Consider the following 18,562-nt stretch of genomic DNA (forward strand, 5'->3'; position numbering starts at 1 on the left):
GAGCCGTCCATGACTGATACGCTCATCAAGGTGGATCTCAGCCAGTCCGCCTATGACAACGATATGGTGCACAACCGCTGGCACCCGGACATTCCCATGGTGGCCTGGGTGAAGCCGGGCGACGATTTCATCGTCGAGACCTATGACTGGACCGGCGGCTTCATCAAGAACAACGACAGCGCCGACGACGTGCGCGACATCGACCTCTCCATCGTCCACTTCCTTTCCGGCCCCATCGGGGTGAAGGGGGCCGAGCCCGGCGATCTGCTGGTCGTTGATCTGCTGGACATCGGCGCCATGCCCTCCAGCCAGTGGGGCTTCAACGGCTTCTTCTCCAAGAACAATGGCGGCGGGTTCCTGACCGACCATTTCCCCCAGGCGCAGAAGTCGATCTGGGATTTCAAGGGCATGTTCACCTCGTCCCGGCATGTGCCGGGGGTGAATTTCGCCGGCCTGATCCATCCCGGCCTGATCGGCTGCCTGCCCGATCCCAAAATGCTGGAGACCTGGAACACCCGTGAGGCGGCCCTCATCGCCACCAATCCCAGCCGCGTGCCGGGCCTCGCCAATCCCCCGTTCGGCCCCACCGCCCATATGGGCCGGCTCACTGGCGCGGCCAAGGAGAAGGCGGCGGCGGAAGGCGCGCGCACCGTGCCGCCGCGCGAACATGGCGGCAATTGCGACATCAAGGATCTCTCGCGCGGCTCGAAGATCTATTTCCCGGTCTATGTGGAGGGCGGCGGCCTTTCCATGGGCGATCTGCACTTCTCGCAGGGCGATGGCGAAATCACCTTCTGCGGCGCCATCGAAATGGCCGGCTGGGTGCATCTCAAGGTGGACGTGCTGAAGGGCGGGATGGCGAAGTACGGGATCAAGAACCCCATCTTCAAGCCCTCGCCCATCACCCCGCACTATAATGACTACATCATCTTCGAGGGCATCTCGGTGGATGAGGCGGGCAAGCAGTATTATCTCGACGTGCACATCGCCTATCGCCAGGCCTGCTTGAACGCCATCGAATATCTGAAGAAGTTCGGCTACTCGGGCGCGCAGGCCTATTCCATCCTCGGCACCGCTCCGGTGCAGGGGCACATCTCCGGCGTCGTGGACGTGCCCAACGCCTGCGCCACGCTCTGGCTGCCCACCGAGATCTTCGATTTCGACATCAATCCCAGCGCCGCCGGGCCGACCAAGTTCCTCGACGGCTCGGTGGACATGCCGCTGTCGCCCGATCTCGTCTGAGCGTCACCCTTCAATGGCAGGCCGGGTAAACCGGTCTGCCGGCCCATCTCGGGAGAGCCCCATGCCGGTCTATGACTACATGTGCGAGGACTGCGGCCCCTTCACGCAGATGCACCCCATGAGCGCGTGCGCAGACCCGCAGTCCTGCCCGGACTGCGGGCTGCTGGCGCCCCGCGCCTTCCTCTCTGCCCCCTATTTCGCCGGCATGGACAGCGCCCGTCGCAGCGCCATCGCCACCAATGAGCGCAGCGCCAATGCGCCCATGACGTCTTCTGAATTCGCGGCGAAGAAGCATGGCGCCGGCTGCTCCTGCTGCTCCGGAATGCAGAGCCGCTCGAAGAAGAGCCGCACCGCCACGGCGCCCTCGGGGGCCAAGAGCTTCCCCTCGGCCCGGCCGTGGATGATCAGCCATTGACGCCAGGCCGCTGGCGCGAAGCTTAGCCCAGCGCCGCCTTCAGCCAGCCGGCGATGTCCCTCAGCGTCGCCACGCATTGCGGGAAGCGCGCAACCGTGCCGCCGCCCACGGCGAAGTCATGGTGCATGTCGGGGGCGTGGAGGTGCGTGACGGTCACGCCCGCCGCCTGAAGCTTGTGCGCATAGACGATCGCCTCGTCCCGCAGCACGTCATATTGTGCCGTGGTGACGAGGGTCGGCGGCAGCGGCGGCAGATTGGGGTGGCGCAGCGGCGCGGCGTCGAAATCGGCCCCGCTCACACTCGGCGCATAGATGCGCCAGAACCAGCGCATCAGGTCGGCTTCGAGACCATAGCCGCGCGCATTCTCCTCATAGGAGGGATGCCCCGCGTCGGGCAGATCGGTCACGGGATAGAGCAGCATCTGGGCGCGGAAACTCGACCCAAGGCCTGCGGTCGCCAGCCGGTTGAGTGCGGCTGCCGCGAGATTGCCGCCGGCGCTGTCGCCGCCGATGGCAAGGCGCATGCGGTCGCCACCCAGATGATCGGCCTCCCGCAGCACGAAGCGGGCGGCCGTCACCGCATCCTCCAGTCCGGCCGGAAAGGGGTGCTCCGGCGCGAGGCGATAATCTACCGAGAGGATGAGCACGTCCGCCGCCGCGCTCAGCAGGCGGCAGAAGGGATCGTGCGTGTCCAGCGAGCCGGCGGCCCAGCCACCACCGTGGAAATAGACGAGCAACGGATGCGGGCCATCCCGGCCGGGCCTGTAGAGCCGCCCGCGCAGGTCATCGTCGATACGGATATCGGCGGTCTCGACGCCGTTGGGCAGACCCGGGATGGTTGTGCGCACGGCGCGGGCCGTCTCAAGCGCCGTACGCCGGGCGATGAGGATCTCCGCGTCGGTCTGCGGCACGGGTGTGCCGGGCGGGGGCACCAGGCTGTCCAGATAGGCGCGCAGGGCCGGATCAAGAGGCCGGGAGGCGAGGCCGCTGCCGTTGGTCATCTGGAATGTCCGCTTTCCGTCTCGGGAGTATGGAAGGCGGATGAAGGCCCGTTGTGGCTCCGGCGTCAACGGTCAAGGTTCGTCATGGCACTGTCATGGATCGGTCGCACAACGCCCGAAACCGATGAAGGGCATCACGATGGACGGGCGGCGGCGGGACGGCAGTGCGGGCGATGCGGACTATGGCCGCATCGGAGGCCACTATAGCCGCTACCGCCAGCCCGATCCCCGCATCGCCGCCATCATCCTCGACGCGCTCGGCACCGCAGAGCGTGTGCTCAATGTGGGGGCGGGCGCGGGCTCTTATGAGCCGACGGACCGCCGCATCACGGCGGTGGAGCCCTCCGCCACCATGCGCGCCCAGCGTCCCGCGCACCTCTCCGCCGCCATCGACGCCGTGGCCGAGGCTTTGCCTTTCGATGACGGCACCTTCGATGCCGCCATGTCCACCTTCAGCATTCACCAGTGGAGCGACCTGCGAACCGGCTTGCGCGAGTTGCGGCGCGTGACACGCGGGCCGATCGTGCTTCTGTCCTGCGAGCCGGGGGAGGTGGAGCGCTTCTGGCTGTCGGATTATGCCCCCGGCGTTCTGGCGGCCGAGGCGCGGCGCTATCCGTCACACGTGACCATTGCCGAGGCTCTGGGAACGGACGTGGAGGCGCGGTGGGTGCCGATCCCCTTCGATTGCGTGGATGGCTTCAACGAGGCCTATTACGGCCGTCCGGAGATGTTTCTCGATCCCGGTGCCCGCCTGTCCTGCTCCGCGTGGAGCTTCATCGAACCGGCCGCGGCGGAGGCGGCCGTGGCCCGTCTGGCAGATGATCTAAAACAAGGCGTCTGGGATGCCCGGTACCGCGACCTGCGGCAACAGCCGAGCTATGAAGGCTCGCTTCGGCTCTATGTCGCGACGATATGATTGCTTGCATTGCATGCGTTGGGTGCATGTCACTGCGTCACCTGTCGCGGGGGAATTCTGCGCAAGGCTTTGCCGAACTTGAAAAAATGACAGGTGCAAACAACTAAGCCTCACAACCCTTAAGTTCACCAAGCAAGCTCGGTGCAAGCATCGGTGAACTTTCTGTGGACCAGGTTACCGCCGTCGCGCCCAAGCCGCCGGCTCCGCCTCCACAACAAGCCGATGTGCTTCCGAGGGTGTGATGTACACGAACCTGTCTTTGATCTGGAAAGTCGCTTCGCTGCTTCTCGCCCTCGGGCTCGTGAGCATCGCCGGCGCCACCTATTCAGACTATGCCCTGCGCGAGGTGAACTCCTCCTACATGAGCGTCCTTGAAGGGCCGAGCGCCGCGGCGGTGGCGGGCGCCCGTGCCAACCGCCTCGTCTCCGACACGCTCGGCGCGCTCTATCAGAACATCGCGTCCATCTCGCCGGAGGACAACGCCCGCGCCAAGGCGGCGATCGTCAAGGCGCGCGAAGGCACCTTGACCCGCCTGGCGGAGGCAGCGCGGCTCTCCCCGCAGTTCGCCCCGCGCTTTCAGGATGTCAGCGATCGCTTCCAGTCCGTGGTGGACAAGAGCTGCGCGGAGACCATCCGCCTCGCCAATGCCAGTTCCGATGGCGATGGCAATGCGCGCACCATGGCCGAGATGAACAAGACGTGCGAACCCGCATTCCGCGCCCTCATCGAGGGGCTGTTCGCGCTCAATGGCGATCTGGTCAAGGCCGCCACCGAGGCCGGCCGCCAGACTTCCGCCAAGGCCGAGCGCAGCAGTGTTCTCGTCCTTGTGGTCATCTGTCTCGCCACGCTCCTGTTGCTGGCCGCAGCGGCGGTTCTCGTCCGGCAGAAGATCGTCGCCCCGATCCGCGCCATGATCGAGGTGATGAAGGGGCTCGGCGAGGGCCGGCTGGCGCAGGCTGTGGCCGGCACCGATCGCAAGGATGAGGTCGGTGCCATGGCCGGCGCGCTCGAAGTGCTGCGCGGCCAGCTTTCCGATGCGGAGACCGCGCGGCAGGTGCATGCGGCGCGCGAGGCCGAGGAGCGCCGTGTGCTCGACCGCCGCAACACGCTGGCGGAGGATTTCGTGGCGCGCATGACCGAGCTGTCCTCGGCCTTCGCGGCCTCGTCCGATCAGGTGGCGGGTTCGGCCCGCAACCTCTCTGCGACCGCCGAGCAGACCTCCCGTCAGGCGCAGGCCGTGGCTGAAGCGGCCGAAGAGGCCGCCGTAAACGTGCAGACGGTTGCCGCTTCCTCAGAGCAGCTTGCGGCCTCCGTGCGCGAGATTACCGGGCAGGTGAGCCATTCGGCGCAGGTGGCGGATGTGGCCTTCAATGAGGCGGAGACCTCCAACAGCCGGATCGGCGAACTGGCGACTGCCGCCACCGCCATCGGCGACGTGATCTCGCTCATCAAGGGCATCGCGGACCAGACCAACCTTCTCGCGCTCAACGCCACCATCGAATCCGCCCGTGCGGGCGAGGCGGGCAAAGGCTTCGCGGTGGTGGCCTCCGAGGTGAAGGAGCTGGCCTCCCAGACCGCCCGCGCCACCGACGAGATTGCGGCGAAGATCTCGGAAATCCAGCAGTCCACGCAGGGCACGGTGAGCTCCATGGCCGAGATCATGCGCGTGATTGCCAGCATGAAGCAGATCTCGTCCTCCATCGCCGGCGCGGTGGAGGAGCAGGGCGCCGCGACGGGCGAAATCGCCCAGAACTGCCAGCGCGCCGCCGACGGCACGCAGAAGGTCACGCAGAACATCACCGGCGTCGGCCAGGCAGCGGAACTCACCGGCTCGGCCTCGACCGAGCTTCTGGCCCTGTCCGAGGGGTTGTCCGGCCAGGCCTCGGATCTGAAACGCGTGGTTGAGGCCTTCGTGCTCGACCTGCGCGCTGCGTAAAAGCAGCAGCGGATCGCCGGGAGCGGGCCGCCGCGTCCGGCGATCCGGAAGCTTGATCTTTATCAAGTGGTTGACGCTCAGATCGCCGCCCCCGTTCGCGCGGGTTTCGTTCGCCGGACCTTCGTGTCTCCAGCGGGCCGCCCTCGACCGCTGGTTGGTGCGGAAAAAGGTTGGCGTGTTTGTTTTTGCTGCGCTAAGTCAGTTTCACGCAATCGCGCAGTGGTATCTGGGCGGTAAGATGTTGGCGTGGAGCGGGGCGGTGGGCGTTCTGTTTCGAGCGCCCCGCCGCGTGAGTTCTGGCCCGATGTCCGCAGATGTCCGTTATCCGCAAAGCTAGAGGCGCCCGCCATCTGATGGCGGTCCTCTACGGGATCGCGGTCTTCCTCGCTTTCGGCGTCTGGAGCGAGGTTACTAGCTGGAACGCCTATCGTGAGCGGGTGTCCTCCCAGTTGGCCGAAACCGCGCGGGCCGTGGGCAACCACGTGGACGATGTCATCGAAGTGGCCAAGCAGCCTCTGGGGGCTCTGGCGCTTGATCTGGATCGCGATCGGGCAACGGCCCTCGGCGGGCTCCACTTCATTTCCACCATGCGCACGCTGGCTGAGCAGTCGCGCTTCGTGCGCAGCCTCGCCTTCGTCCGTGCCGACGGTTACCTGGTGGAGTCCACCCTGTCCCCCTTGAGCCCCGGTCTCAATCTCGGCCACCGGGACTATTTCGAGCATCACAAGACGTCGCCGAGCCTCGAACCTCACATCGGAAACCCCGCCTTCGGCCCGGTCATCCGGGACTGGTTCATCACCATCTCGCGGCGCGTCAACCGCCCCGACGGCACCTTTGCCGGCGTCCTGCTGGCGACGGTGAGCATCGATCATTTCGCGAAGTTCTTCGATGGTTATGCACTGGGCGAGGGGCGCACCCTGCTGCTGATCGGCACGGATGGACGGGTGTTGCTGCGCCTGCCCGTAGAGGCGTCGTCTTCCGTCGTTTCCCTCGCCCAGACGAAGTTTTTCCGCGAGCGGCTGGTGGTGGAGCCGTTCGGGACCGCCGAATACACGTCACCGTTTGATGGGGAGCGACGGGTCGGCGGCTACTTCAGGAGCGCCGCCTCCGGGATCACCTCGACCGTCGGCGTCGCGACGTCGACGCTCTTTGCCGATTGGGTGCGGCAAGTGGCCATGCGCTGGGCCTTCGCGCTGATGGCCGTGATGGGGGCGGTCTTCCTCGGCATCCGCTGGCAGCGGCAGTCCTGGATGCGCGAGCGTTCGGAGGCGGAGACGGCCGCGCGGGTGGCGGAATTCCGTGTCATTGCCAATGCCTCGTCGGACCTCATCGAGAAGCTCGATGACGCGGGCACCCGCGAATATGTCTCGCCGTCCGCGCGGGACCTGCTGGGGCGCGAGCCGGAGGATCTGATCGGGCACCCGATCTTCTTCGGTTACGGCCCTGAGGCGGAGGCCGACTGGCGCGCCGCGCTGTCCCGCATCCGCGGCGGGTCCTCGGTCGAGCGGCTGATCTTTTCCAAGACGGCGGTGGATGGCGGGACGATCTGGTTGGAAAGCCTCATCACCAAGGCGGCGGATACGGGCGGCATGGTGGTGGTGACGCGCAACATCACCGGCCAGAAGATGCTGCAGGAGAAACTCGACGCGCAGACGAAGATCGACGAACTGACGCGGGTCTTCAACAAGCGTCATTTCAACGCCGCGCTTCAGTCCCTCACCTCGGCGGCGCTGGCGTCGGGCGGGCGGCCCTTCTCGCTGCTCATCGTCGATGTCGATCGCTTCAAGATGTTCAACGACACCTACGGCCACGTGCCGGGCGACGCCTGCCTGCGGCGCATCGCGACGGCGATTGCGTCGGCGGTGCGTGCGAGCCAGGATGTCGTGGCGCGCTACGGCGGCGAGGAATTTGCGCTCCTGCTGCCGGACGTCGGCCCCGAACGGGCGGCCGACATTGCCGAGAAGGTCCGCGCGGCCGTTTTTGACCTCGGCATCGAGCACCGCGCCAACGTGCCCTGGGGGCGCGTCACGGTGAGCATCGGCTGCGCCACCTTCGATGGCACCATCCTGCGCGAGGCCAACGAACTTGTGGTCCTCGCCGACCGCGCCCTCTATCGCGCCAAGACCGAAGCCCGGAACGCCGTCCGCGTCCACGAGCCCGTCGGCGGCGTCTGACGCGCGAAGCTGCCGCCACGCGAACGGGGTGCCTGCGCGGGTATGTGGTTCGATCAGGAAAGGAGACTGGCGGGCCGCGCCGGATAGCGATGAGCATTATGAAATATTCATAACCCTTTGATGATTATGAAGATACTTGGCGTTGTGCGGTTATCGGCGGCATTTGGGTGGCTAATGGCGGCCATTTCGGGCGCTTGGCGGGGTATTTCCAGTTCGTCGGCCGATATCGCCATGCAGTTGCTCCTTCGATCTACCGGTCTGTTAAACCTGTGCTACAGTTCAATCAAACGGTAAGAACTGGGACGATGCCGCCATTCGCAAGCCGACAGTTGGACGGCAGCTTACGCTTAGAGCGGCGGTCCCAAACCCGAATGTGCCGAAACCCGATCGGGAGTCGGTGGCACTTTTCCGAGCCATAGAGAGAAGATACCGGCATCGCCGATAGGCGCCCGATCATTCGTTTGGAACCGCTATCGCCCGTCCAGCGGTCGCGAGCGACCTTATTGACCTAGAACTTGAACACCCCGAGCATCAGCCAGCCGATGGCATCATCGACCTGAATGCAGTTATAGGGCCAGAACTGCCGCAACACGTCAGCATGGGGATGCTTGTCGCCCTTGCTGGGGTCGGAACAAAAGATGCTCGCACGTGGCGCCACAAGGGCTGCGACCTCGGGCGACGAGTTCCCGGACGCGCCATGATGCATCACCTGGAAAACGGATGCCTTGTCGAGTCGGCCATCGGGCGTGAAGAAAGTCTCAAACCCTGTCCGACGCGGTTTTGAGTTGAGCGAACCATCCCCTGTGAACAGCATCGAGAAATGGCTCGCAGAGAGGCGGGACCAATCTGGCTCGTGGTGCCAGGCCATATTCCCAAATAGGGTCTCGCCGGTCCCGAAATAGGCCTCGACGGGTGTCGACACCGGACCGCCGTACAGGAACAGCGAGATGATATTGCGGCGATAGGCGCTGCCGCCGAAGGTCGCGTCATAATGGGCCTTGAGGGCATCGAGGGCCTTTTTGCGGTCGGCCGGATTGGCGGCGGCCAGCAACGTCTCGATTAGCGGCTCGACAGTCGCCGGGAAGCCAGCCGGGCAACGCTCGGCCTGGTGCGCGTCGTTATACGGCACGAACTCCCACAGCCCGTCGATGTGGAGCACCGATTCTGCCTTCAGGAACTCAGCCTCCGACAGGCGCAGGCCCGTCACGCCAGGGATCTCGCCGTCGACCACGACCGGGACGCGCTCAGTCTCCAGCCCCAATTTCATCGGCCGGACGTCGAGTTCGCCGCGCGGACCTTCGGGCGGACCGGGATCGGGCGCGGGCGGGGGCGGGGGATAGCTCTCGCTCGGCGACACAAACACGATCCTCGCCTCCGCGCCGCCGTCCACGCCAAGAAGGTAGCCGGCGGGATCGATCAGAAACTGGAGGAAGTCGGCGTCGAGATCGTCGGCTGATGTCGCAATCCAGAATCGCTGCCAAAGCTGCAGGAAGGGCAGGAGGATCATCTTGACCTCGAACAGCCCGAGCAGGTGCACGAGACCAGAGATATGGTCCGCATCGAAATGGGACAGCGCGACGAAATCGAGCTCGGGTTTCGACCCGTGCGCCGCGCCGCGTGCGGTGCACAGGTCATCGAGCTCGCTTTCGACCTGCGCCTGCGCGGTGACGCTGCCGCAATCATAGACCCAGGTGAAGGGCGGGCGGCGTCCCTGTCGCAATTCGCCCGAGTGCAGCATGCCCTGGCCCACGGGATGGAAACGATAAGCGACCTGCCACGCATCCCCATTGAGGCCCTGCTCGTCGAGGCAATACCAAAAATGGGAGACGGGAGGAAAGGTCGACCAGCAGTCAAGAAAGGCTTGTAACTGCGCGTGGGTTGCGGGCGGCGGCAGGAGGGACCGATCGGCCGAGCGCAGGGCTGATATCCTGTTATGATTGAAGTCGCGTCCGGGCTGGCTGAAAAAGGCGTGGATCTGCTGATCCTTTAGCCCGGCATCGATCATCGCCAGGATGAGGCGGAGATCGCGGCGGCAGATGAATACTTGACCGGTTCGCACCAACCCGTTGAAACGCAGAGGAGAAGGGGAAGTAGGCAAGGGCCGTCTCCTACTACGATGATGTCGCATTCTGCCGATAGAGCGCAGAAGTATGCTTTGGACAAGATTAGAATTGCGATCCCTCTCCCGGAAGTCCCATCATTAGATGCTGGACCCAAGGACGCGTAGGAACTAAGTGCTCAGCGGGATGCCCGCGGGATCGTAGGCGGATGACTAGTTCCGGCATGAACAGACGTTAATCTTCGACCCCGGAATGGCAATGGTTGGTTGAAAGCTGCTGCACTGCCGGCCCTGGTGTGCAAGTATCGGACAATAGCGTGGAAACGGCGGTTCGTTATACCGCATGGCGATGTGCGGTGTTCGGCGGCAATATCGGGTCATAGAGGGAAATCGGCGGGGTTGGCGGGCCACGACCGATAGCGATGATCACTACGTATACGCTGTAACCCTCACTAATTAGCTCCGTTCGGGCTCGTCGACCCAATAAGAGGAGGGGCGACGCCGTCCCTCCCCCGTTTCGGCTGAATCAGCGGTGCTGGGCGAGCTGCCTGATAGTATTTTCAGCTGCCGCCAACGCGCTTTTCACCAATGTCAGAGACTCTATCGCGGCAAGGGCCTGCGCCGCTTTCGGATAAGGCCCCCGAGGCGGAAGTTCCGCCGGATTTGCCTCCTGCACATCTGCAAACCGGTCTCCCACCGCGATCTCGGCTATCCGGCCGCCATTGACGCCGAACCATGCAGCGATATCGTGCTGACGATCCCCACGGCGCAGCATTCCCTTGATAAGCGCAGCGTCAGCGGCGCTTAAGGTTATGCCGCTTGGCTTTGCCCGCCGGCTCATAGCGCGGCTTTCACTGCAATGGAGTTCTTCTCGCCCTCGGTCAGGTTAATACCTAACTTGGACTTGATGAACGCCTTTGTGGCGGCACGAGCCTGTCGGTTAGACACTACCGAGTTGGCTACAATGCAAATATTCTCCCACTCAGGGTTCTTCTTGGACCAGTTGATTTTCTCAAGGGGAGTGAGCCGGGCCTTCCAATCGCCTGACACCATCAGATCGACCCCGAGCCCGCCCAATGCACGCAAAACGGTCGAATGGGAGGAAATCTTCTCCTGACGCAGCTCAACCGCCAATTTCTGCCCTGCCAATACCTTGCCCCAATCGGGCATGTGTTTCGCGACTTCCGTCCAGTAGTCGATGAGCAGGCCTGCATTGGTGGAAATGTCGTTGTTGCCGTAGCCCTTCAGCAACTCGACATTTGCGTCATATAGGGCAGCCAAGGTGAACAGCTTGGTCGATTTTGATTCAAGCGAAACCTTTTCTTTTTCGGTCAGCTCTTTGAAGGCGGGGACCTTCTCAATCATCATCAGCGTCGCAGCTGCCACGTCGTCGCGCTTGTCGTACAGAATATCGAGAGACTTCGAGGTTTTCTGCACAAAGCGATTTAGGTCTGAGAACATCTGCTGCACCCGGTCAGTGCTTTCCCATGGGAACAGCAGGACCGACAATGTATGGTGCTTAAGTGCCTCGCTACCGTTCTTCAGCGCCCTGACGATGCCTGCGCACCGGTGCTGACCGTCATTGATGATCAGCTCGTCGCCAAGTTGCAGTTTTAGGATGCCGATGTCGCTTCCAGGCGTAAACGACTCGAACACCGGCTCAGACTTGTAGGAAGCCGTAATGGATGAAAACAGATAATCGTCTTCATTCTCAGTGATATAGTTGGCTAATTCAGGGATACGCTTTTCCACCAGGACCCGCTGTTCGCGGTCCTCCGGGAGCATCCCGCTCCAGTCCGTAAACTTGAAAAACTGGGGCACCGCATTCAGCGGCATGAGGCACGAGTAATAGGTGCGGGAGCCCATCCTTCCACGCATAGCAGGCACATGTACTTGCATAATATCTTCTCCATAGAGCTCGCGATCACTAGAGCGAACAGCTCGCTCTTTCACGTCTAGCAGCTCTATGGAAAGATATCGCACAGCTGCGATTTTCAATCAAGAGCTCCTGCGAATAAAATTGAGAGCTCCTGCGACGTGACTGTGGAGCTCCTCCGGACGAAGAGGCGAGTGCCGGAGTGGCAGCACCGCACTTATGCATGTGTCCGGCGGGGCTGTACCGATGTTTGCACTTGGCAGGAGGCGCCACTCTCAATGCATATGTCCCGAGCTCGTCGAGCCGGGTGCGCGCGTCCCTGGGGGCCTTGGGACCTACGTCAGGCGCGCTGTTTCCGACATCGCTAGCGTGCCTCGCTTCGCGTTTAGCGGCGCAATATCGATGCTGTACCCCCGCGCCAGTGGGGCCGTACGGCGGATTTCCCTCAGGGCGGTCGGCGGCGATTTCGTAGGGCGCTGGCGAGGGGGGGCTTGATGGCAGGATAAAAGCGCGCACATTGCGCTTTGGGTCGGTCGTTGTCTTTTCAGTGACTTAGCATTCGAGGGGGCAATGTATGGGGAGATTTCCCAATGTGCCCTGAGGCGCGAAAACCGCAATTTTCATCGTATTTCCAGGGAGATGGCCAAAAGGTGCGTTCCGCCGAATGTGCGACATGGCTCTCAGCCTTCGGGAGCCCCGCAGGAGCCGTTTTCCATTCGGATGGACTGGTCAGAAGGGCATCCCCATGCTAGTTACATGTAACTTCTGAGGGGGCTTCCATGTCATCCGCACCCCGGCCCAAGTCCTCGCGCGTGAAGGTCGGCGAGCATCGTGCGCGACTGCGCGCCCAGGGGCTTCGGCCGATCCAAATCTGGGTGCCGGATGTACGGGCACCCGCCTTCCGAGCGGAAGCGCGACGCCAGTCGCTGGCCGTCGCATCGAGCGCGCCGGCTGCCGATGATCAGGCCTTCATCGATGCCGTGTCGGACTGGGGCGACGAATGAGGCGCGGCGAAGTGTGGACCGTTGCCGGAGGGCAGGATTACGCCGGAAAGCCGCGCCCGGTGGTCATCGTGCAGGACGACAGTTTCGAGGGAACGGACTCCCTCACCATCTGCGCCTTCACAACCGATGAGACGGAGGCCCCGCTGTTCCGGCTGGTAGTCCAGCCGAACGAGAGAAATGGCCTGCGCGCGGTCTGCCGCCTGATGGTCGACAAGATCACGACCGTTCGAAAGGCGAAGTTCGGGCAGCAGGTCGGTCGCCTGGACGACGAGGACATCGTCCGGCTCAATCAGGCGATGATCGTCTTCCTCGGGCTGGCGGCGTCGCCAAGGGCAAGCCGGAAAGGGAGTGAGCCATGATGCGCGTCGCCCCCGCTGTTCGAGCGTCAAGCGACGCGGGGCGAAACGGTGGGCTGTGGCGTGGATATCGGCCCTTCGTCCGAGCGCGGTCCCGGGCGAAGCTGGCGTCATGGCCAGAACGCGACGACCTCCCCCTTCCGGCGCATCCGCCGAGCTTGAGGCCCTGCTGGGATATCCGTGGCCGTTTGCGGGCCGACCACCGAAGCACGATCCCGCAACCTGGATCGTCACCGATGACTGGCCCGAAGCTGTGCCGATCACAGAGGCCGAGATCGACGTTTTCGAGCGCTGGTTCGGCGACCTGTTCGATGATCTGCTCGGCCCGGACACCTGATCTTCTCGGGAGATACCAGTCATGACCGCACCTTTGCGCGCCGCCCTCTATCTGCGCGTCTCGACGGTGCGCCAGGCCGAGCACGATGTCTCCATCCCCGACCAGAGACGCCAGGGGGAAGCCTGGTGCGCCGCGCGCGGCTACCAGTTGGTCGAGACCTATGTGGAGCCGGGCGCATCGGCCACCAATGACCGCCGCCCCGAGTTCCAGCGGATGATCGAAGCGGGCACGTCAAAACCCGCGCCCTTCGACGTGGTGATCGTCCACTCGTTCAGCCGCTTCTTCCGCGATCATTTCGAGCTGGAATTCTACGTCCGCAAGCTGGCGAAGAACGGCGTGAAGCTGGTCTCGATCACGCAGGAAATGGGCGACGATCCTATGCACGTCATGATGCGGCAGATCATGGCGCTGTTCGACGAGTATCAGTCGAAGGAGAACGCCAAGCATGTGATGCGGGCCTTGAAGGAAAATGCCCGGCAAGGCTTCTGGAATGGCGCCCTGCCACCCATCGGCTATCGCATCGTCGCGGCCGAGCAGCGCGGGGCGAAGACCAAGAAGAAGCTGGAGATCGACCCGCTCCACGCCGAGACCGTGCGGCTGATCTATCGGCTCGCGGTGGAAGGCGACGGCACCACCGGCCAGATGGGCGTTAAGAACATCGTCTCGTACCTGAACAAGCGGCGCATCTTCACCCGCGATGGTGGGCGCTGGGGCATTGGGCAGGTTCACCGCATCCTGACCCGCCGCACCTATATGGGCGAACATGAGTTCAACAAGCGATCCAAGACCAAGGAGCTGAAGCCGGTCAGCGAGATCGTTGTCGTGCCCGTGCCGCCGATCATCAGCCGCGAGACCTTCGACACCGTGCAGGCGCTCCTCAAGGCGCGACATCCCAGGGTGACACCATCTGCCGTGATCAGCGGCCCGACCATGCTCACCGGCCTGATCCATTGCGCAAAGTGCGGCGGCGCCATGACCATACGCACCGGCAAGGGCGGACGCTACCGCTACTACGCCTGCTCCATGAAGGCGCGGCAGGGGCCGACCGCCTGCACCGGCATGGCGGTGCCGATGGAAAAGCTCGACGATCTTGTCGCCAGTCATCTGGAGGAACGCCTGCTCCAGCCGGAGCGGCTGGAAACGATTCTCGCCACCGTGCTCGATCGGAGGCAGGAGCGATCCGAACGCCAGCGCGAGCATGTCGCCGAGTTGAACAGGCGTGCAGCCGAGTCTGAAGCCCGCCTCAGGCGGCTTTATGACGCCATAGAGGCAGGCGTCGCCGATCTGGACGACCCGGCGCTGAAGGACCGCATCCTTGGCCTGAAAGCCATCCGCGATCAGGCCAAGGCTGACGCCGAACGCGCCCAGGCCATGCTCCAGAACGCCGGGAGCAAGGCCGTTACGCCGGAGATGCTGGGCAAATTCGCGAAGGCCGCGCGTCAGCGCATCCGACTAGAGGGCGGGGGCTATCGCCGTGACCACCTCCGCGCGCTAGCCCAGCGCGTCGAAGTTGCCGAGGGTGAAGTGCGGATCATGGGATCGAAATCCCGGCTGCTTCAGACGCTGGTATCGGGTGATGGCGTAAACGCAGTGCCCACTCAGGGACTGAAATGGCGGAGAGGGGGGGATTCGAACCCCCGATACGGTTGCCCGTATGCCGCATTTCGAGTGCGGTGCATTCAACCACTCTGCCACCTCTCCATCCGAGGGCACGAGCCTGAAAACAGGTCCGGCGTGGTTGTCCGGCGCTTCTAGCCGAGAGCTCGCGTGGAGACAAGAGAGGCTTGTGGGCAACGCAAGGTCCACGCAATCCGTGGCGGCGGTGGTCCGCGGGCGGGACTTTGCGGCCCGCACGCACCGTAAACGGAGATTTCGCCCGGCTGCTCCGTCCGCGTGACGCGGAAGGCGGACGCCTTCGGGCCAGATGCAGCCGGGCGTCCGCGGCTCAGAGCTCGGGCGGGACGGGGCGGGCCTTGCGGTCGGCGTCGATGGCCACGAAGGTGAAGATGGCTTCCGTCACCTTGTGTGTCTCCTCGCTCTCGCGGGCGCGGCGCCAGGCTTCCACCTCGATGCGCATGGAGGTGCGGCCCACGCTCAGGAGGGTGGCGAACAGGCTCACCTCGTCGCCCACATAGACCGGCGAATGGAAGGTGATGGCCTCGACCGCGATGGTGGCGGCGCGGCCGCGCGAGCGGCGGGCGGCCACATTGCCGGCGGCAAGGTCCATCTGCGACATCAGCCAGCCGCCGAAGATATCGCCGGCGGGATTGGTGTCAGCGGGCATGGCGATGGTGCGGATGACGGGCATTCCGTCAGGCATCTGGGCGGAGGGCGGGTGCATGAAGCGCGTCCTTAAGGCGGGCTCATCGCATCGCGGCTGGGGCCGCAACGATCGGGCGGAGAGGCTCGCGGGGAGCCGGCGGTGAAGGCCAAGCCTTCCTGAAGGCTCGATGCCATCGCGGGCCTTGCGGCGCAAGCGCTCTCTGGAAGCGTTCCGGGCAGCGCTTTCCATTGACAGGCGCTGGTCCGGCCTATAAAGGGAACCCTCCCCGAAAAGCTCCTGCGGATCGGGGTTCCCGTAGCGACCGAAAGAAGCCTGCCCTTCGAGGCGTGGCTGAACACGAAAGCGAGACAAGATGTTCGCGGTCATCAAGACGGGTGGCAAGCAGTATCGCGTTGCCACCAATGATGTGATCACGGTGGAGAAGCTCGAAGCCGCCGCTGGCGAGAGCGTCACCTTCCCCGTCCTCCTCCTCTCCGGTGAGACGACCCTCGTGGGCGCGCCGCTGGTGGAAGGCGCTTCCGTCACCGCCGAGGTGGTGGAGCAGACCCGGGGCGAGAAGGTGATTGCCTTCAAGAAGCGCCGTCGGCAGAATTCCCGCCGCAAGCGCGGTCACCGTCAGGATCTGACGGTGGTGCGCATCACCGAAATCGCCACGGCCTGATAGGACGGAGAACGCAAAATGGCTCATAAAAAAGCAGGCGGTTCGTCCCGCAACGGTCGCGATTCCGACGGCCGCCGCCTTGGCGTGAAGAAGTTCGGCGGCCAGGCCGTTGTGTCCGGCAATATTATCGTGCGCCAGCGCGGGACCAAATGGCATCCCGGCACCAACGTCGGCATGGGCAAGGATCATACCCTGTTCGCCCTCGTGGAAGGCCGAGTCGAGTTCCGCACCAAAGCCAACGACCGAACTTACGTATCCGTCGTCCCCGCCCTTGAGGCGGCTGAATAAGCAGCGAGACCCTGACGTGAAGGATCCCGCTGCGCTCGTCGAGCCGGTGGGAGCCTGATCCAGGATCATCTGGGCTTCCAATACGAACCGGGGAGACGAGCAATCGTCTCCCCGGTTTCGTTTTGTCCACCGTCTGGCCAAGGAGCCCGCCATGACCCTCGTCGAACCGCCTTTCGGCGCCCCGCTCGCGGAGAGCTGTATCCCCGTCCTCGAAACCGAACGGCTCGTGCTCCGCGCGCCGCGCATCGAGGACATCCCGGCCATCGCGGCCCTTGCCAACCATCGAACTATCGCCGAGATGACGGCGAACCTGCCCTATCCCTATCGCCTGTCCGATGCGCGCGCCTTCGTGGAGACGCTGGCGCAGACGCCGGACGCCGCAACCTTCGCCATTTTCCTCAAAACCGGGGACGAGGAGGTGTTCGCCGGCATGTGCGCCTATGGCCGCAAGCCGCCGGAGACCATGCACGAAGTGGGCTACTGGCTCGGCCAGCCCTTCTGGGGGCTCGGCATCGCGACCGAAGCCCTGCGTGCCATGATCGATTACATCTTCTCGGAGACCGACATCGACATCATCGGCGGCGCCGCCCGCGTGGTGAATCCGGCCTCCCGCCGGGTGCTGGAGAAGTGCGCCTTCCAGTGGTCGGGCGTCGGCCTGTGCCGCGTGCGCGCGCTCGCCGCCTCGGTGCCGGTGGACCGCTTCCAGCTGGAGCGGCGGACCTGGGCCTCGCTCCGGGCCTGGGGCTCCACCGCCATGCCGATGCGGCGGGAACTGGCACACTGACAGGGACAGGGCGGGCGGCCTCAAGTGCCGCCCGGACCTCACGCACGGGCGTGCCTTCAGGGCTATGATGGCGCCGCATGGCCATCCATTTCACCAGCGATACCCATTTCGGCGACATCGGCGCGATCAATATCCGCCGCCGCCCCTTCGCCTCCCTCGCCGAGCATGATGCGGCGCTCATCGCACGCTGGAACGCCGTCGTCGCGCCCGGCGACGAGGTCTGGCATCTGGGCGACTTCGGCAAGGGAAAGGTGGAGCGCCTCGCCGCGATTCTTGGCGCGCTCAACGGCTGCAAGCATCTCGTCACCGGCAATATCGACACACCGGCCCTGACCGCGTTGCCGGATTGGGCGAGTGTCCAGCCCTATGCGGAACTGAGCCTCGACGGCCACCGTCTCGTGCTGTGCCATTATCCCTTCCGGTCCTGGAACGGGGAGGGGAAGGGCGCCCTCAATCTGCACGGCCATTCCCATGGCCGGCTGAAGCCGCTGCGGCGGCAGGTGGATGTGGGCGTGGATGTCTGGAACTATGCGCCCGTGGCCCTGCCGGCCCTTTTGCAAGCGGCGGCCGGAAAGCGCGCGCCCGCCTGACGGGAAGGGGCAAATCCTCTTGCCTCCACCCGGCGCCTGCGCTTCCGTGGCCCGGACAGGTGGGGGCCACGGACGCGAATCGGGGGCCCTGAGGAAAAGGCAGCGATGACACGTCTCGAGGATCTTCCCTATCGCCCCTGCGTGGGCCTCGCCATCTTCAATCGTGCAGGTCAGGTGTTCCTCGGCCAGCGCCTGAGCGGCCCCGAGCATGTGGATGCCACCCATTCCTGGCAGATGCCCCAGGGCGGCATCGACAAGGGCGAGGAGCCCTATGAGGCGGCCCTCCGCGAGCTGTATGAGGAGACCTCGATCCGCTCGGTGGTGAAGCTGGGCGAGGTGGAGGACTGGCTGTCCTACGATCTGCCGGGCCGCGTGGCGGGAGAGGCCTGGAAGGGCAAGTATCGTGGCCAGACACAGAAGTGGTTCGCGCTGCGTTTTACCGGCGACGAAGGCGAGATCGACATCCTCAAGCCCGGTGGCGGCGCGCACAAGGCCGAGTTCTGCAACTGGCGCTGGGACGCGCTGGACCGGGCAGCCGAACTGGTGATCCCCTTCAAGCGGCAGGTGTACGAACGCGTGGCCCGTGAATTCCGCCGCTTCGCGCAGGACTGAATGGGTCGGCGTGCGTTCTGAAAAATAG

18 protein-coding genes, 1 tRNA gene and 1 pseudogene are annotated in these 18,562 nt (G+C 64.3%); 14 read left to right on the forward strand and 6 right to left on the reverse strand.

Annotation, left to right across the window (positions count from 1 at the left end; all coding sequences use genetic code 11):
• The first annotated feature begins 9 nt into the window (after window positions 1-9).
• The gene (fmdA, locus tag DFO45_RS00480; protein ID WP_133863356.1) at window positions 10-1,242 is read left to right on the forward strand and encodes a formamidase; all 1,233 of its coding nucleotides are present in this window, start codon (window positions 10-12) and stop codon (window positions 1,240-1,242) included.
• 61 nt (window positions 1,243-1,303) lie between these two features.
• A complete protein-coding gene (locus tag DFO45_RS00485; protein WP_133863357.1) occupies window positions 1,304-1,657 on the forward strand; it encodes a zinc ribbon domain-containing protein in 354 nt (117 codons plus the stop codon).
• A 22-nt stretch (window positions 1,658-1,679) separates the two neighbouring features.
• Here DFO45_RS00485 and DFO45_RS00490 read toward each other — a convergent pair whose 3' ends face one another.
• The gene (locus tag DFO45_RS00490) at window positions 1,680-2,657 is read right to left on the reverse strand and encodes an alpha/beta hydrolase (protein ID WP_133863358.1); all 978 of its coding nucleotides are present in this window, start codon (window positions 2,655-2,657) and stop codon (window positions 1,680-1,682) included.
• A gap of 124 nt (window positions 2,658-2,781) precedes the next feature.
• On the opposite strand from DFO45_RS00490, the gene DFO45_RS00495 reads away from it, so the two are divergent.
• The 3 genes from DFO45_RS00495 to DFO45_RS00505 all read left to right on the forward strand — a co-directional run bounded on the left by DFO45_RS00495 (window position 2,782) and on the right by DFO45_RS00505 (window position 7,683).
• On the forward strand, window positions 2,782-3,573 hold the full coding sequence (locus DFO45_RS00495; RefSeq protein ID WP_245517912.1) for a class I SAM-dependent methyltransferase: 792 nt from the start codon (window positions 2,782-2,784) through the stop codon (window positions 3,571-3,573).
• Between the two features lie 241 nt (window positions 3,574-3,814).
• Window positions 3,815-5,509 carry a HAMP domain-containing methyl-accepting chemotaxis protein gene (locus DFO45_RS00500; RefSeq protein ID WP_133863359.1) on the forward strand — a complete coding sequence of 565 codons (1,695 nt, stop codon included), beginning with the start codon at window positions 3,815-3,817 and terminating at the stop codon, window positions 5,507-5,509.
• Between the two features lie 353 nt (window positions 5,510-5,862).
• Window positions 5,863-7,683 (forward strand): diguanylate cyclase, encoded by a 1,821-nt coding sequence (locus tag DFO45_RS00505; protein WP_166657016.1) that lies wholly within the window; start codon window positions 5,863-5,865, stop codon window positions 7,681-7,683.
• A gap of 508 nt (window positions 7,684-8,191) precedes the next feature.
• Here DFO45_RS00505 and DFO45_RS00510 read toward each other — a convergent pair.
• The 3 genes from DFO45_RS00510 to DFO45_RS00520 all read right to left on the reverse strand — a co-directional run bounded on the left by DFO45_RS00510 (window position 8,192) and on the right by DFO45_RS00520 (window position 11,740).
• Complete coding sequence (locus tag DFO45_RS00510; RefSeq protein WP_133863361.1) at window positions 8,192-9,781, reverse strand: hypothetical protein; 1,590 nt, start codon at window positions 9,779-9,781, stop codon at window positions 8,192-8,194.
• A 487-nt stretch (window positions 9,782-10,268) separates the two neighbouring features.
• On the reverse strand, window positions 10,269-10,583 hold the full coding sequence (locus DFO45_RS00515; protein ID WP_133863362.1) for a hypothetical protein: 315 nt from the start codon (window positions 10,581-10,583) through the stop codon (window positions 10,269-10,271).
• The gene (locus DFO45_RS00520; RefSeq protein ID WP_133863363.1) at window positions 10,580-11,740 is read right to left on the reverse strand and encodes a DNA sulfur modification protein DndB; all 1,161 of its coding nucleotides are present in this window, start codon (window positions 11,738-11,740) and stop codon (window positions 10,580-10,582) included. Before DFO45_RS00520 ends, DFO45_RS00515 begins: the two co-directional genes overlap by 4 nt.
• A gap of 657 nt (window positions 11,741-12,397) precedes the next feature.
• On the opposite strand from DFO45_RS00520, the gene DFO45_RS00525 reads away from it, so the two are divergent.
• From DFO45_RS00525 to DFO45_RS00540, 4 genes and pseudogenes are all read left to right on the forward strand, one after another.
• The gene (locus DFO45_RS00525; protein WP_133863364.1) at window positions 12,398-12,622 is read left to right on the forward strand and encodes an antitoxin MazE family protein; all 225 of its coding nucleotides are present in this window, start codon (window positions 12,398-12,400) and stop codon (window positions 12,620-12,622) included.
• Window positions 12,619-12,981 carry a type II toxin-antitoxin system PemK/MazF family toxin gene (locus DFO45_RS00530; protein ID WP_133863365.1) on the forward strand — a complete coding sequence of 121 codons (363 nt, stop codon included), beginning with the start codon at window positions 12,619-12,621 and terminating at the stop codon, window positions 12,979-12,981. Before DFO45_RS00525 ends, DFO45_RS00530 begins: the two co-directional genes overlap by 4 nt.
• A 109-nt stretch (window positions 12,982-13,090) precedes the next feature.
• The gene (locus tag DFO45_RS00535; protein WP_133863366.1) at window positions 13,091-13,315 is read left to right on the forward strand and encodes a hypothetical protein; all 225 of its coding nucleotides are present in this window, start codon (window positions 13,091-13,093) and stop codon (window positions 13,313-13,315) included.
• Window positions 13,316-13,336: 21 nt separating this feature from the next.
• Window positions 13,337-14,956, forward strand: a pseudogene (locus tag DFO45_RS00540) (recombinase family protein); the annotation flags it as partial.
• Here the strand turns inward: DFO45_RS00540 and DFO45_RS00545 are convergent.
• Window positions 14,927-15,016, reverse strand: a tRNA-Ser gene (locus tag DFO45_RS00545). The pseudogene DFO45_RS00540 and the gene DFO45_RS00545 sit on opposite strands and share 30 nt — an antisense overlap.
• 244 nt (window positions 15,017-15,260) lie before the next feature.
• Window positions 15,261-15,656 (reverse strand): acyl-CoA thioesterase, encoded by a 396-nt coding sequence (locus DFO45_RS00550; RefSeq protein ID WP_133863367.1) that lies wholly within the window; start codon window positions 15,654-15,656, stop codon window positions 15,261-15,263.
• A gap of 295 nt (window positions 15,657-15,951) precedes the next feature.
• On the opposite strand from DFO45_RS00550, the gene rplU reads away from it, so the two are divergent.
• From rplU to DFO45_RS00575, 5 genes are all read left to right on the forward strand, one after another.
• A complete protein-coding gene (gene rplU / locus DFO45_RS00555) occupies window positions 15,952-16,260 on the forward strand; it encodes a 50S ribosomal protein L21 (RefSeq protein WP_012172614.1) in 309 nt (102 codons plus the stop codon).
• A gap of 18 nt (window positions 16,261-16,278) precedes the next feature.
• On the forward strand, window positions 16,279-16,548 hold the full coding sequence (gene rpmA, locus DFO45_RS00560; RefSeq protein WP_012172613.1) for a 50S ribosomal protein L27: 270 nt from the start codon (window positions 16,279-16,281) through the stop codon (window positions 16,546-16,548).
• 151 nt (window positions 16,549-16,699) lie between these two features.
• Window positions 16,700-17,332 (forward strand): GNAT family N-acetyltransferase, encoded by a 633-nt coding sequence (locus DFO45_RS00565; protein WP_012172612.1) that lies wholly within the window; start codon window positions 16,700-16,702, stop codon window positions 17,330-17,332.
• A gap of 77 nt (window positions 17,333-17,409) precedes the next feature.
• On the forward strand, window positions 17,410-17,922 hold the full coding sequence (locus DFO45_RS00570) for a metallophosphoesterase family protein (protein ID WP_133863368.1): 513 nt from the start codon (window positions 17,410-17,412) through the stop codon (window positions 17,920-17,922).
• A gap of 105 nt (window positions 17,923-18,027) precedes the next feature.
• Window positions 18,028-18,534, forward strand: coding sequence for an RNA pyrophosphohydrolase (locus DFO45_RS00575; RefSeq protein ID WP_133863369.1), 507 nt, complete (start codon window positions 18,028-18,030; stop codon window positions 18,532-18,534).
• The last annotated feature ends 28 nt before the right edge of the window (window positions 18,535-18,562 follow it).

Source organism: Azorhizobium sp. AG788, assembly GCF_004364705.1.
Taxonomy (GTDB): domain Bacteria; phylum Pseudomonadota; class Alphaproteobacteria; order Rhizobiales; family Xanthobacteraceae; genus Azorhizobium; species Azorhizobium caulinodans.